The sequence below is a fragment of the Methyloversatilis sp. S146-33 genome, assembly GCF_059552495.1.
The window spans coordinates 210,392-222,895 of record NZ_JCANOT010000018.1; the positions used below are offsets into that span (position 1 = coordinate 210,392).

General features: G+C 65.5%; 11 protein-coding genes. 8 read left to right on the plus strand and 3 right to left on the minus strand.

Going from position 1 to position 12,504, the window contains the following annotated elements:
- The first annotated feature begins 80 nt into the window (after positions 1-80).
- Both dnaK and dnaJ read left to right on the plus strand, forming a co-directional pair.
- Positions 81-2,006 (plus strand): molecular chaperone DnaK, encoded by a 1,926-nt coding sequence (gene dnaK, locus AC51BJ_RS05210; RefSeq protein WP_024300337.1) that lies wholly within the window; start codon positions 81-83, stop codon positions 2,004-2,006.
- Positions 2,007-2,110: 104 nt separating this feature from the next.
- Complete coding sequence (gene dnaJ, locus AC51BJ_RS05215; protein ID WP_019917486.1) at positions 2,111-3,244, plus strand: molecular chaperone DnaJ; 1,134 nt, start codon at positions 2,111-2,113, stop codon at positions 3,242-3,244.
- Between the two features lie 104 nt (positions 3,245-3,348).
- Here the strand turns inward: dnaJ and AC51BJ_RS05220 are convergent, their stop codons facing one another.
- The 3 genes from AC51BJ_RS05220 to cysS all read right to left on the minus strand — a co-directional run bounded on the left by AC51BJ_RS05220 (position 3,349) and on the right by cysS (position 7,611).
- Positions 3,349-5,214, minus strand: coding sequence for a phosphoenolpyruvate carboxykinase (GTP) (locus AC51BJ_RS05220; RefSeq protein WP_496279536.1), 1,866 nt, complete (start codon positions 5,212-5,214; stop codon positions 3,349-3,351).
- 267 nt (positions 5,215-5,481) lie between these two features.
- Entirely contained in the window at positions 5,482-6,210 is a 729-nt protein-coding gene (locus AC51BJ_RS05225) for a Crp/Fnr family transcriptional regulator (RefSeq protein ID WP_304002479.1), read from the minus strand.
- 21 nt (positions 6,211-6,231) lie between these two features.
- Positions 6,232-7,611: a cysteine--tRNA ligase gene (cysS, locus tag AC51BJ_RS05230; RefSeq protein WP_496279537.1), complete on the minus strand. Its 1,380-nt coding sequence runs from the start codon at positions 7,609-7,611 to the stop codon at positions 6,232-6,234.
- A gap of 148 nt (positions 7,612-7,759) precedes the next feature.
- On the opposite strand from cysS, the gene AC51BJ_RS05235 reads away from it, so the two are divergent.
- From AC51BJ_RS05235 to AC51BJ_RS05260, 6 genes are read left to right on the plus strand one after another with little or no spacing between them, the layout of a single operon-like run.
- A complete protein-coding gene (locus AC51BJ_RS05235) occupies positions 7,760-8,908 on the plus strand; it encodes a nuclear transport factor 2 family protein (protein ID WP_496279538.1) in 1,149 nt (382 codons plus the stop codon).
- Complete coding sequence (locus tag AC51BJ_RS05240) at positions 8,905-10,134, plus strand: L,D-transpeptidase family protein (protein ID WP_496279539.1); 1,230 nt, start codon at positions 8,905-8,907, stop codon at positions 10,132-10,134. The genes AC51BJ_RS05235 and AC51BJ_RS05240 overlap by 4 nt, the downstream gene beginning before the upstream one ends.
- A gap of 55 nt (positions 10,135-10,189) precedes the next feature.
- Positions 10,190-10,765: a peptidylprolyl isomerase gene (locus AC51BJ_RS05245; RefSeq protein WP_019917475.1), complete on the plus strand. Its 576-nt coding sequence runs from the start codon at positions 10,190-10,192 to the stop codon at positions 10,763-10,765.
- 35 nt (positions 10,766-10,800) lie between these two features.
- Positions 10,801-11,289, plus strand: coding sequence for a peptidylprolyl isomerase (locus AC51BJ_RS05250; RefSeq protein WP_020165313.1), 489 nt, complete (start codon positions 10,801-10,803; stop codon positions 11,287-11,289).
- Positions 11,290-11,304: 15 nt separating this feature from the next.
- Entirely contained in the window at positions 11,305-12,063 is a 759-nt protein-coding gene (locus tag AC51BJ_RS05255; RefSeq protein WP_496279540.1) for a UDP-2,3-diacylglucosamine diphosphatase, read from the plus strand.
- A gap of 11 nt (positions 12,064-12,074) precedes the next feature.
- Positions 12,075-12,500, plus strand: a complete 426-nt coding sequence (locus tag AC51BJ_RS05260) for a hypothetical protein (protein WP_430434613.1) — start codon at positions 12,075-12,077, stop codon at positions 12,498-12,500.
- Positions 12,501-12,504 lie beyond the last annotated feature (4 nt).

Sequence of the window (12,504 nt, forward strand, 5' to 3'; positions counted from 1 at the left end):
TGAAATGCAGGGGCAAACGCCCCACTTCGACCTCAGACAAGCTCTCTCCTCCACCCGCATATATATAGAGGACCCCTAACATGGGAAAAATCATCGGTATCGACCTGGGCACCACCAATAGCTGCGTTTCCGTGATGGAAGGCGGCAAGCCCAAGGTAATCGAGAACTCGGAAGGCGCGCGCACGACGCCGTCCATCGTTGCCTACACCGACGACGGGGAAATCCTGGTCGGCGCCTCGGCCAAGCGCCAGGCGGTCACCAACGCTGCCAACACGCTGTTCGCCGTCAAGCGCCTGATCGGCCGCCGCTTCGAAGAGAAGGAAGTGCAGAAGGACATCGCGCTGATGCCCTACAAGATTGCCAAGGCCGACAACGGCGACGCCTGGGTCGAAGTGCGCGGCAAGAAGATCGCGCCGCCGCAGGTGTCGGCCGAAGTGCTGCGCAAGATGAAGAAGACCGCCGAAGATTATCTCGGCGAAGAAGTGACCGAGGCCGTCATCACGGTGCCGGCCTACTTCAACGACAGCCAGCGCCAGGCCACCAAGGACGCCGGCCGCATCGCCGGTCTGGACGTCAAGCGCATCATCAACGAGCCGACCGCAGCTGCGCTCGCCTTCGGCATGGACAAGAAGCCGGGCGACTCCAAGATCGCCGTGTATGACCTCGGCGGCGGCACCTTCGACGTGTCCATCATCGAAATCGCCGACGTCGATGGCGAACACCAGTTCGAAGTGCTGGCCACCAACGGCGACACCTTCCTCGGCGGCGAGGACTTCGACCAGCGCATCATCGATTACGTGATCGACGAGTTCAAGAAGGACCAGGGTGTCGACCTGAAGAAGGACATCCTCGCGCTGCAGCGCCTGAAGGAAGCGGCGGAAAAGGCCAAGATCGAGCTGTCGTCGAGCGCGCAGACCGAAATCAACCTGCCCTACATCACCGCCGACGCGTCCGGCCCGAAGCACCTGGCGATCAAGATCACCCGCGCCAAGTTCGAGTCGCTGGTGGAAGAACTGATCGAGCGCTCGATCGAGCCCTGCCGCATCGCGCTGAAGGATTCGGGCGTCAAGATCGGCGACATCGACGACGTCATCCTGGTCGGCGGCATGACCCGCATGCCCAAGGTGCAGGAAAAGGTGCGCGAATTCTTCGGCAAGGAGCCGCGCAAGGACGTGAACCCGGATGAGGCGGTCGCCGTCGGCGCGTCCATCCAGGGTGGCGTGCTGCAGGGCGACGTCAAGGACGTGCTGCTGCTCGACGTGACCCCGCTGTCGCTGGGCATCGAGACGCTGGGCGGCGTCATGACCAAGATGATCCAGAAGAACACGACGGTTCCGACCAAGTTCTCGCAGACCTTCTCGACCGCCGACGACAACCAGCCGGCGGTGACCATCAAGGTCTATCAGGGCGAGCGCGAAATGGCCAGCGGCAACAAGTCGCTCGGCGAATTCAACCTGGAAGGCATCGCCCCGGCACCGCGCGGCATGCCGCAGATCGAGGTCACCTTCGACATCGACGCCAACGGCATCCTGCACGTGTCGGCCAAGGACAAGGGCACCGGCAAGGAAAACAAGATCACCATCAAGGCGAACTCGGGTCTGTCGGAAGAAGAGATCCAGCGCATGGTGAAGGACGCCGAACTGCACGCCGAAGAAGACAAGCGCGCGCACGAGATGGCCGACGCCCGTAACCAGGCAGACGCGCTGGTCCATTCGACGCGCAAGGCCCTGGCCGAGCATGGCGACAAGGTCGACGCCGGCGAGAAGGAAAAGATCGAAGCCGCGCTGAAGGAAGTGGAAGAAGCCATCCGCTCCGGCGACAAGGAAGCGATCGACGCCAAGAGCGCCGCGCTGGCGACCGCCGCGCAGAAGCTGGGCGAGGCGATGTACGCCGAACAGCAGGCCGCGGCCGGTGAAGCAGCCGGTGGCGCCGCACCCGGCGGCCGCAAGGACGACGACGGCGACGTGGTCGATGCGGAATTCACCGAGGTGAAGGACAAGAAGTAAGCTGCGCTCCCGACGCTGACAGCGAGCAGTTCAACGACCGAGGCACAGCGCGGCAGGAGCACTCCTGACGCGCTGTGCCTTTGGCGCATCTGTGGTGAAAACGAATGGCGAAGAAAGATTTTTACGACATCCTGGGCGTCAACCGCGACGCCTCCGATGACGAAATCAAGAAGGCTTACCGCAAGCTGGCGATGAAGTACCACCCGGACCGCAATCCGGACAGCAAGGAAGCCGAGGACAAGTTCAAGGAAGCGAAGGAAGCCTACGAGATTCTGTCCGACGGGCAGAAACGTGCGGCCTACGACCAGTACGGACATGCCGGCGTCGACCCGAACATGGGCGGCGGCGCGGGCGGCGGCCAAGGTTTCGGCGGTTTCGGCGACGCCTTCGGCGACATCTTCGGCGAAATTTTCGGTAATCAGGGAGGACGTGGCGGCGGCCGCAGCGGTGTCTACCGCGGTGCCGACCTGCGCTACAACCTCGAAGTGTCGCTGGAAGAGGCGGCGCGCGGCACCGACACGCGCATCCGCATTCCGACCATGGACGACTGCGGCACCTGCGGCGGTACCGGCGCCAAGCCGGGCACCAAGCCAGTCACCTGCACCACCTGCAACGGTGTCGGCCAGGTGCGCATGCAGCAGGGCTTCTTCTCGATCCAGCAGACCTGCCCGAAGTGCCACGGCACCGGCAAGATGGTGAAGGACCCGTGCAACGACTGTCACGGCGCCGGGCGCGTCAAGGGCAGCAAGACGCTGCAGGTGAAGATTCCGGCCGGCATCGACGAGGGCGACCGCATCCGCCTTGCTGGTGAAGGCGAACGCGGCCAGGGCGGCGGTCCGGCCGGCGACCTGTACGTACAGATCCACATCAAGCCGCACACGGTGTTCCAGCGCGAAGGCGACGACCTGCACTGCGAAATGCCGATCGGCTTCGCCACCGCGGCGCTGGGTGGCGAGATCGAGATTCCGACGCTGGATGGCGCAGCCAAGATCAAGATCCCGGCCGAAACCCAGTCAGGCAAGGTGTTCCGCCTGCGTGGCAAGGGCATCAAGGGCGTGCGCAGCAGCTACCCGGGAGACCTGATGTGCCATGTCGTGGTCGAGACGCCGGTGAACCTGACGGCGCGTCAGCGCGAGCTGCTGAAGGAATTCGACGACATCAACCGCAGCGACGAAGCGAGCCACAGCCCGCGCGCCAAGTCGTGGATGGACAAGATGAAGGACTTCTTCGCCGGCTGATCCGGCCGCCACGCGAAAAAAAGAAAGCCCGCAAAGCGGGCTTTCTTTTTTGGCGAAGTCCGGAACTGCCGACCGCGGCACCCCCGCGGTCGGCACCGGCAAGGTCAGGCCGCGAGTTGCTTCGCGATCTGCGCCTTCACCGCGGCCAGCGCTTCCGGCAGGCGATGCTGCAGACGATCGAACAGTTCGTCGTGCAGCGCGATTTCCTGCTGCCATGCGGCGATGTCGATCGAGGTGATGCGCTCGAACAGTTCGCGGCTGAACTCGGTGCCGGCCCAGCTCAGGTCGTCGTAGCGCGGGCTGGTGCCGAACAGGTGTTCGGCACCCTCGGCGCCGCCGGCCACGCGGTCCAGCATCCACTTCAGCACGCGCATGTTCTCGCCGAAGCCCGGCCACACGAACTTGCCGTTCTCGTCGGTGCGGAACCAGTTCACGCAGAAGATGCGCGGCAGCGCACCGCCCTGCGCGGACAGGTTCTGGCCGAGCTTGAGCCAGTGCGCGAAGTAGTCGCTCATGTTGTAGCCGCAGAAGGGCAGCATGGCGAACGGGTCGCGGCGCACCACGCCCTGCTGGCCGGCGGCCGCAGCAGTGGTTTCCGAACCCATGGTGGCTGCCATGTAGACGCCTTCGATCCAGTTGCGCGCCTCGGTCACCAGCGGCACCGTGGTCGAACGACGACCGCCGAAGATGAAGGCCGAGATCGGCACACCGGCCGGATCATCCCAGGCCGGGTCGATGACCGGGTTCTGGGTGGCAGCCACGGTGAAGCGGGCGTTCGGGTGAGCGGCCTTGGCACCGGTCTGCTTGGCGACTTCCGGCGTCCAGTCCTTGCCCTGCCAGTCGGTCAGATGCGCCGGCGGCGTCTTCGTCATGCCTTCCCACCAGACGTCGCCGTCGTCGGTCAGCGCGACATTGGTGAAGATGGTGTCGGAGCGCAGCGACGCCATGCAGTTGGCGTTGGTGCTGTCGTTGGTGCCCGGGGCGACGCCGAAATAGCCGGCTTCCGGGTTGATCGCGTACAGGCGACCGTCCTTGCCCGGCTTGATCCAGGCGATATCGTCGCCGATGGTGGTCACCTTCCAGCCCTCGAAACCCTTGGGCGGAATCAGCATCGCGAAATTGGTCTTGCCGCAAGCCGACGGGAAAGCGGCCGCGACGTAGTGCTTCTCGCCCTGCGGGTTCTGCACGCCGAGGATGAGCATGTGCTCGGCCAGCCAGCCTTCGTCGCGACCCATGGTCGAGGCGATGCGCAGTGCGAAGCACTTCTTGCCGAGCAGCGCATTGCCGCCGTAGCCGGAACCGAAACTCCAGATTTCGCGGGTTTCCGGGTAATGCACGATGTACTTGGTGGCGTTGCACGGCCACGGCACGTCCTGCTCGCCGGCGGCCAGCGGCTTGCCGACGGTGTGCACGCAGGGCACGTAGTCGCCGTCCTCGCCCAGCACGTCGTACACGGCCTTGCCCATGCGGGTCATGATGCGCATGTTGACGGCGACATAGGGCGAATCGGACAGCTCGATGCCGATTTGCGAAATGTGCGAACCCAGCGGGCCCATCGAGAACGGCACGACGTACATCGTGCGGCCGCGCATGCAGCCGTCGAACAGGCCGTTCAGCGTCTGCCGCATTTCGGCCGGGGCCATCCAGTTGTTGGTCGGGCCGGCGTCTTCCTGGCGTTCGGAACAGATGAAGGTGCGGTCTTCGACGCGCGCCACGTCGGACGGGTCGGACCAGGCGAGGTAGGAATTCGGGCGCTTCTCGGGGTTCAGGCGGCGCATGGTGCCGGCGGCGACCATGTCGGCGCACAGGCGGTCGTACTCCTCCTGCGAACCATCACACCAGTGGATCGCGGCGGGCTTGGTCAGCGCCGCGATCTCGGCAACCCATTTCACCAGCTTGCGGTTTTTGACCCAGGCCGGAACGGGGATCTCTCCGGAGTTCAGCTGCTCCGGCGACAGGACGACTTTCATTGCGACGCTCTCCAAAATCCACCGGAATCGGACAAGGGTGGTAACCATTGCCGTCCCGGTTCGACGGTTGAAACAGACTCGGCATCCACCGGGTAGGTGTATGCGTCGGACCCTGCTGACCGCCGACTGCGCCTGCGGTCATCCTCACGGAGGACGCACTTTAACCATAACGGGGTCTTATGTCTGCTATAAGAGTCACGAATGATGCGATTTGTTCGGACGCGGCGGCCCCTGCCCTGAAAAGGCATTGCATTCGGCAACGCTGGATCAGTTTTCTTGATCGTGCGCCGCAAGAAGCGCGGCGAGACCTGAAGCGTCGATACGCCAGTGGTAGCGGCTATCCGCGTCAGTGAGCAGGTTGCTGCGTCGCAATAACCCGAGCGCACGACTGGCCGATTCCGGGGCGACGCCGAGGATGGCGCCGATGTCTTCCAGGCTGAGGCGGATCGCCCTGCCGGGTGCCTCGTCGGTGCGCAGTCTCAGCAGCAGGCGCGCCACCCGCGTCTTCACGTCGGCGTGGCCAGCGGCCAGCTCGGCCAGCCAAGCGTCGGCTTCGGCCAGTGCGGCGTACCAGTGCTCGAACAGCGGTTTCTGCAGCCGCGGCGTCTCCCGGTTCAACCTTTCAATCAGCGTGCGCGGGATGCGGCAGATCTTGGTCGGCGCCAGCGTGATCGCAGTGTGATCGTAGCCGGGTCGGACCAGCGCTTCGAGGCCGCACACGTCGCCCGGCCGCAGCACGCGGAGGATGCGCTGATTGCCGTCGTTGCCGTAGCGCACCAGCTTGATCGCCCCGGCGCGCAAAGTGAACAGCCAGTCGCCGTGGGCGCCGGCGTGATAGATGACGGCGCTGGAGGGGTAATCCAGGTCATCTATCTGCTCATGCAGCAGTGCGAAGTCGGCCTCTACCAGGTCGGCGAACAGCACCGACTGGCGGATGCTGCAGCCTTCGCAGTCACTGTGGCCGTTCCACGCCGATTTGATCGTGATCGCACGCATGCCCGACTGCAAAACTCCATGTTACGCACGCCGCCAAGTCGTTCCAGCGGCCGAATCTTCGAGAATGACGCCCTGCTGCTTCAGTTCGTCACGCACGCGGTCGGCGGTCGCGAAGTCGCGCGCCTTCTTGGCGGCCACCCGTTGCGCGATCAATGCCTCGATCTGCGCGTCATCCAGACCGCCAGCCTGTGCACGGCCTTTGAGGAAGTCTTCCGGGGAACGTTCCAGCAGACCGAGTACACCGGCCAGCGCGCGCAGCTCGCCCGCTACGGCGGCGTCACCGCTGCGGTTGGCTTCGGCCGACAGGTCGAACAGCACCGCCATCGCTTCCGGCGTGTTGAAGTCGTCGTCCATTGCGGCGCGGAAGCGGCTGCCGGCCGGCGTCGACCAGTCCGGCGCACGGCTGGCGGGCGGCACGTTTTTCAGTGTCGTATAAAGTCGGGTCAGTGCGCCGCGCGCGTCGTCGAGATGAGCGTCGGAATAGTTGAGCGGGCTGCGGTAATGGGCGCGCAGGATGAAGAAGCGCACCACCTCGGCGTCGTACTTCTGCAGCACCTCGCGGATGGTGAAGAAGTTGCCCAGCGACTTCGACATCTTCTCGTCGTCGACGCGGACGAAGCCGTTGTGCATCCAGTAATTGACGAAGGTGTGGCCGTGCGCGCCCTCGCTCTGGGCGATCTCGTTCTCGTGGTGGGGGAACTGCAGATCGGCGCCGCCGCCATGGATGTCGAACTGGTCACCGAGCAGCTGCGAGCTCATGGCAGAGCACTCGATATGCCAGCCTGGGCGGCCGTCGCCCCACGGTGACGCCCACTTCGCCTCGGCCGGCTCGGCCGGCTTGGCGTGCTTCCACAGCACGAAATCGAGCGGGTCCTGCTTGTCGTCGATCACATCGACGCGCTCGCCGGCGCGCAGGTCGTCGAGCGACTTGCCGGACAGCTTGCCGTAACCGTCGAACTTGCGGACGCTGTAATTGACGTCGCCGCTGGCCGCGCGATAAGCCAGGCCCCTCGCCTCCAGACGCTGGATCAGCGACTGCATCTGCGGCACGAATTCGGTGGCGCGCGGCTCGTGGTCCGGGCGCAGCACGCCCAGCGCGTCAGCGTCCTCGTGCATCGCGGCGATGAAGCGGTCGGTCAGCGCGCGCATCGTTTCGCCGTTCTCGGCCGCCCGCTTGATGATCTTGTCGTCGATGTCGGTGATGTTGCGGACATAGGAAACCTGATAATCCGACGCACGCAGCCAGCGCGTCACCATGTCGAACACCACCATCACGCGGGCGTGGCCGAGGTGACAGTAGTCGTACACCGTCATGCCGCACACGTACATGCGCACCCGGCCGGGTTCGATCGGAACGAAATCCTGCTTCTCGCGGGTGAGGGTGTTGTAAATCTTGAGCATGGCTGGCCGTAAATCGGGAGGGCTGCGAAGGGGAAGACCCGCTCTGCGGGCAAGTACTCGAATCAGACGCAACGACAGGACGCCGGCACGCCTTCTTGATAAGATCCGGGGTTGTCAAACGACGCATTCACGCCAAAAAGTCTAACACATGGCCTTTACGCACCGCTCCGCCTCCCGCCTCGTTTCCAGCCTGATCGCCGGCCTGCTGATGCTGTGCGCATCGGTCTCACCGGTCTTCGCCGACAGCATCCAGGAAGCGGAGCAGCTCTTGCGCCTGAAGCAGCCTCAACAGGCGCTTGAAAAGATCGACGCCTACCTTGCGCAGCGACCGCGCGATCCGCAGGGCCGTTTCTTCAAGGGCCTCATCCTGACGGAGCTGGGCAAGATCCCGGAAGCGACCTTGGTATTCCAGAAGCTGACCGAGGACTATCCGGAACTGCCGGAGCCCTACAACAACCTGGCCGTGCTGTACGCGCAGCAGAAGCAGTACGACAAGGCCAAGACCGCGCTCGAGATGGCCATCCGCACCCATCCGAGCTACGCGGTGGCGCATGAGAACCTCGGCGACATCTACGCCCGCATGGCGACCCAGGCCTACGACCGCGCGCTGCAGCTCGATTCGTCGAACAAGGCTGCACAGAGCAAGCTGAACCTGATCCGCGAAATGGTCGGCAACGGCAGTCGTGGCAACCAGAAGCCACGCGCCATTGCGCCGATCGCCGCCGCGCCGTCGACAGCGACCACCACGCCGGCACCGTCTGCTCCGCCCGCGCCGAGCACGCCGGCTGCGCCGGCGAAGCAGACCGAGGCGGCTAAACCCGCCGAGACACCGAAACCGCCGGCACCGACCGCGGCAGCGCCCGCACCAGCGCCAGCGGCAGCCCCCGCACCGGCGCCCGCCGCCGCAGTGCCGGCAGTGCCGGCCAAGGCTGCGACCCCGGCAGCCGCCGCGCCCGCCGTTACCGAACTGACCCGCACCGTGCAGGACTGGGCCGCCGCCTGGTCGCGCAAGGACGTGAAGAGCTACCTCGGCTACTACGCCGCCGACTTCAAGGTACCGGACGGCAAACCCCGCAACGCCTGGGAAGCGGAACGCCGCTCGCGCATCGCCAAGCCGGGCGCAATCGAGGTCCGCGTCGAGAACGTGAAGGTGAAGTCCGTCGCCGCCGACCATGCCGACGCCACCTTCCGCCAGCACTACAAGGCGGTCGGTCTGAAGACGAGCACGACCAAGACGCTGACGCTGGTGCGCCGCGACGGCCGCTGGCTGATCCAGCAGGAGCGGGTCGGCGGATGAGCACGGCCCCGGTCGCCCGCAGTCGCGCGCTCGCTCGCGTGCTGCGCAACGCCCTTTTCCTGTCCTCGCTGTGCGTGCCGCTGGCCATCGGCTCCGGCCAGTCGGGCAGCGCCGTCCGCTATTCCGATGGCGGTCCCGAGCCGATGCTCGAACAGGTGTTCCGTCAGATCGAAAGCAAGCGGCTCGACCTCGCGTTGGAACAGGTCGATGCACTGCTCCACATCTGGCCGAACTTCCGTCTGGCCCACCTGATACGCGGCGACCTGCTGATGGCGCGCGCCAGCGCGCTGACGACGATAGGCAATGCGCCGAATGCGCCGGCCGAGCGTCTGGCCGACCTGCGCGACGAGGCGATCGCGCGCATCCGCGCCTACCGCGACAAACCACCGGTCGATCGCGTGCCGCGCTACCTGATGCAACTGCCGGCAGACCAGCGCCACGCGCTGGTGGTCGATGCGCGACGTTCGCGCCTCTACCTGTACGAGAACGTCGACGGCAAGCCGCGCTTCGTCGCCGACTGGTATGTGTCGCACGGTCGCCTCGGCATCGAGAAAATGCGTGAGGGCGACAAGAAGACGCCGCTGGGCGTCTATCAGGTGACCGGCTTCCTGCCGCCGGAGAAGCTGACCGATTTCTATGGCGCCGGCGCGCTGCCGATCAACTATCCGAACGCCTGGGACCGCAAGCAGGGCCGCAACGGCCACGGCATCTGGCTGCACGGCGTGCCGTCGGACACCTTCTCACGCCCGCCGCGCGCCTCGGACGGCTGCGTCGTGCTGGCCAATCCGGATTTCCAGGCGCTGAACGGATATGTACAGGGCGCATCGGTACCGGTGGTGATCAGCGACCAGGTCGAATGGCTGACGCTGGACGACTGGCAGGCCGAGCGCGCCGAATTCAACCGCGCGCTCGAGCAGTGGCGCGTCGACTGGGAAAGCCGCGACACCGACCGCCTGCTGTCGCACTACTCGCCGCAGTTCAGCGCCGACGGCAAGAATTTCGACGCCTTCGCGCAGAACAAGCGCGAGGTCAATGCGGCGAAGAAATGGATCAAGGTGGGCGTGCGCAATCTGAGCACCTTCCGCAATCCCGGCCGGGACCACCTGGTGGTCGTCACCTTCGAACAGGACTACCGCAGCGATAATCTCAGCAATGTGATGCGCAAGCAGCAGTACTGGCAGAAGGAAAACGGCCGCTGGCGCATCGTCTTCGAGGGCTCGGCCTGAACCGGCCGCCGCTCCACCTGTCTTTCACGCTTCCCACACACACGGAGTCACCCGCATGAAGAAGTTCCTGTTCGGCCTGCTGGCCGGCCTGCTGCCGCTGTTCGCCCTCGCCGCCAACCCGCAGGTCGAAATGAAGACCAGCCAGGGCACCATCGTGATCGAGCTGTTCCCGGAAGCCGCCCCGGCCACGGTCGACAATTTCGTCGAATATGTGAAAGCTGGTTTCTACGACGGTCTGATCTTCCATCGCGTGATCAACGGCTTCATGATTCAGGGCGGCGGTTTCGACCCGCAGATGAATCAGAAGGCCACCCGGGCGCCGGTGAAGAACGAGGCGCAACGGGCGCTCGACAAGGGCGTGCGCAATGCGCCGGGCACGCTGGCCATGGCACGCACCAACGACCCGCACTCGGCGACGGCGCAGTTCTTCATCAATCTGGTCGATAACCGCATGCTCGACTACCCGTCGCGCGACGGCTATGGCTACACCGCATTCGCCAAGGTGATCAAGGGCATGGAAGTCGTGAACAACATCGCCACGGTGCGCACCGGCAACGCCGGCATGCACCAGGACGTGCCGCTGACGCCGGTGGTCATCCAGTCCGTCCGCGTCCTCGAAGCCAAACCCTGACCGCCGCGCAAGCGGCCCCAACCGGAGAACACAACATGGTCAAACTGCACACCAATCACGGCGTCATCACGCTCGAACTGGACGCCGAAAAGGCCCCGCAGACAGTCGCCAACTTCCTCGCCTACGTCGAGGCCGGTCACTACAACAACACCATCTTCCACCGCGTGATCGGCAATTTCATGATCCAGGGCGGCGGCTTCGAGCCCGGCATGAAGCAGAAGGACACCCAGGCCCCGATCAAGAACGAAGCCGGCAACGGCCTTTCGAACACGGTCGGCACCATCGCCATGGCGCGCACCTCGGACCCGCACTCGGCGACCGCCCAGTTCTTCATCAACGTCGGCGACAACCTGTTTCTCGACAAGGAACAGTCGCAGGACGGCTGGGGCTACTGCGTGTTCGGCCGCGTCACCGAAGGCATGGACGTGGTGAACAAGATCAAGGGCGTGGCCACCGGCCGCTCCGGCTTCCACCAGGACGTGCCGAAGGAAGACGTGGTGATCGAACGCGCCGAAGTGGCGTAACACCGCGTGCGTGGCATGGACCTGCTCTGTTCCGATCTTCATCTGTCCGCCGCCACGCCTGCACTGAACGCGGCCTTCGTGGCACTGCTCGAAGGTCGCGCGCGCAACGCGCAACGCGTGTTCCTGCTCGGCGACCTCTTCGAGGCCTGGGCTGGCGACGAGGACGTCGACGACCCGGCGGTGCGTCCGGTGGTCCGTGCGCTGCGGGCGCTGCACGAGCGCGGCATCGAACTGCACGTGCTGCCTGGCAACCGCGACTTTCTGCTCGGCGCGGGCTTCACTGCGGCCACCGGTGCGCGCATCCATGGCGACTGGCTGATCGCCGACATCGGCGGCGAACCCACGCTGCTGCTGCACGGCGACACGCTGTGCACCGACGACCTGCCCTACATGCAGTTCCGCCAGATGGTGCGCAACCCACAGTGGCAGGCCGCCTTCCTCGCGAAACCGCTGGCCGAGCGCCATGCGATCGCCGAGGACATGCGCCGGCGCAGCAAGGAAGCCACGGCCGGCAAGGGTGAATACCTGATGGACGCCAACGCCGAGGCGATCGCATCGATGTTCCGCCACCACGACGTCGCGCGAATGATCCACGGTCACACGCACCGGCCGGCCCGTCATCTGCACGAAGTCGATGGCAGGCCCTGCGTGCGCCACGTGCTGGCCGACTGGCGCGACCGCGCCTGCTGGTTCGAGGCCGACGACAGCGGCCTGCGCGCCTTCACCACCGACGATGCGGGCGCACCGTTGCCGGACGCCCGCTACACCGCTTGAGGAGACCTCAGATGAGCACTTCCGAACTGCGCATCCGCCTGGCCGCCGACGGCCGCATCGAGTGCCGCAAGGGCGATGCCGCCCCGGCGATCACGCTGGACCCGGACTTCTTCGGCAATCCCGATTCGGCCGAGGCCCAGCGCGCGCTCGGGCGCTTCGTTTTCGCCGTACTGCAGGGCGCGGCGCCCGCTGCCGACGCCGACGCGCCGGCAGCCGCCGACCCGAACAGCCCGGACGCGCTGTACCAGAACTTCGTCACGCTGCAGAGCGAGGCGATGAAGAGCTATTCGGCCAATATGCTGGCAATGGCCGAACAGGCGCTGCAGCAGTCGGCCGCCGCCGGCTTCGGGCCGGCCGTCGAGGCGATGAAGGACTGGCCGTCCATCCGCACCGTCGCCGACATGCTGATTGCGCGCGGCCCGGAACAGAAGCGCTGAACGC

Bases quoted from the DNA above. Each gene is read 5' to 3' on its own strand.
- AC51BJ_RS05250 (WP_020165313.1), top strand. From the start codon at position 10,801: ATGGTCAAACTGCACACCAATCACGGCGTCATCACGCTCGAACTGGAC.
- AC51BJ_RS05225 (WP_304002479.1), bottom strand. From the start codon at position 6,210: ATGCGTGCGATCACGATCAAATCGGCGTGGAACGGCCACAGTGACTGC.
- cysS (WP_496279537.1), bottom strand. From the start codon at position 7,611: ATGCTCAAGATTTACAACACCCTCACCCGCGAGAAGCAGGATTTCGTT.
- AC51BJ_RS05245 (WP_019917475.1), top strand. From the start codon at position 10,190: ATGAAGAAGTTCCTGTTCGGCCTGCTGGCCGGCCTGCTGCCGCTGTTC.
- AC51BJ_RS05240 (WP_496279539.1), top strand. From the start codon at position 8,905: ATGAGCACGGCCCCGGTCGCCCGCAGTCGCGCGCTCGCTCGCGTGCTG.
- AC51BJ_RS05235 (WP_496279538.1), top strand. From the start codon at position 7,760: ATGGCCTTTACGCACCGCTCCGCCTCCCGCCTCGTTTCCAGCCTGATC.
- AC51BJ_RS05220 (WP_496279536.1), bottom strand. From the start codon at position 5,214: ATGAAAGTCGTCCTGTCGCCGGAGCAGCTGAACTCCGGAGAGATCCCC.
- AC51BJ_RS05255 (WP_496279540.1), top strand. From the start codon at position 11,305: ATGGACCTGCTCTGTTCCGATCTTCATCTGTCCGCCGCCACGCCTGCA.
- AC51BJ_RS05260 (WP_430434613.1), top strand. From the start codon at position 12,075: ATGAGCACTTCCGAACTGCGCATCCGCCTGGCCGCCGACGGCCGCATC.
- dnaK (WP_024300337.1), top strand. From the start codon at position 81: ATGGGAAAAATCATCGGTATCGACCTGGGCACCACCAATAGCTGCGTT.
- dnaJ (WP_019917486.1), top strand. From the start codon at position 2,111: ATGGCGAAGAAAGATTTTTACGACATCCTGGGCGTCAACCGCGACGCC.